This window comes from Rhodococcus sp. LB1 (genome assembly GCF_001583455.1).
Classification (GTDB): domain Bacteria; phylum Actinomycetota; class Actinomycetes; order Mycobacteriales; family Mycobacteriaceae; genus Rhodococcus_F; species Rhodococcus_F opacus.
This window is the reverse complement of record NZ_LTCZ01000203.1, coordinates 2,059-2,998: the sequence shown is the minus strand read 5'-3', so window position 1 is coordinate 2,998 and position 940 is coordinate 2,059. Positions and strand designations below refer to the sequence as shown.

Genomic DNA, 940 nt, shown 5'->3' with positions numbered 1-940 from the left:
TCCGTCGACGGTGGATGGCTGTCCCGATAGAACAACGACGACCCACCGGAGGACCCCCATGGCATCGACACCGCAGAACCGTACCGACATCCCCGCCGCCGATGCCCGATCGTGGCTGCTCGTCTCCGCAGCACACAGCAGGCACTTCACCGAAACACACACCGGAGCAGCCGACGCCGTGATCTACGACCTCGAAGACGGTGTTGTCCCCTCCGCGAGACCCACGGCACGAGAAGCCCTCCACCTCTGGTTCTCTCGCGGCGGCACCGGCTGGGTCCGCGTCAACCCAGCTGGCACCGAGGACTGGAGCAGCGACCTCGACGCACTCGAGGCAACACCCGGGTTCTTGGGTGTGATGCTCGCCAAATGCGAGTCGGCAGAACACGTCACCGCGACCGCCGCCCGATTGCCGGCTCGGACCCCCGTTATGGCACTCGTCGAATCGGCGCGCCGCCCTCGTCGACAGGATCAAGCGGGAACGCACCCGCAGCGGCAAAGGCATCGTCGTCACCACACCGGGTTCGGTCCCACCGCTGGACGGCCCGCCGCGGGGAGACCTCGAACCCGCTGTCGGCTGGACCCGCGTCCCGGACGCGCAGGACCTCGACAACGCCCACCGGTTGGTCTCGATCGATCAACGCGCCGCCTACCTCGCATCGGCTGGCATGCTCGAATTCGGTTACGGGCAGCCCACACTCCTGACTGGTGACAGTGCCGCGGCTGCGGCGGTGGGGGAGAAGGGTGCACCGTTCGGGCTGTGGCGGATCACCCTGCCGCCCGGGCAGGCACTGTCGCTGCCCGAGAAGCTCCCGTTGCCGCATCCGCACATGCTCGCGGACCAGCCGGTGCAGACCTGGGTGACCTCGGTGAGCCTCGACGGGCTGTGCTCACCGGTGGCGGACGGAGGGATCGGCGCGGACCTCGACGACCTCGACATCAC

General features: G+C 68.4%; 2 pseudogenes. Both read left to right on the top strand.

Going from position 1 to position 940, the window contains the following annotated elements:
• Positions 1-58 precede the first annotated feature (58 nt).
• Positions 59-388, top strand: a pseudogene (locus tag AZG88_RS50495) (aldolase/citrate lyase family protein); the annotation flags it as partial.
• A 61-nt stretch (positions 389-449) separates the two neighbouring features.
• Positions 450-940 (top strand): annotated as a pseudogene (locus tag AZG88_RS52870) (hypothetical protein); the annotation flags it as partial.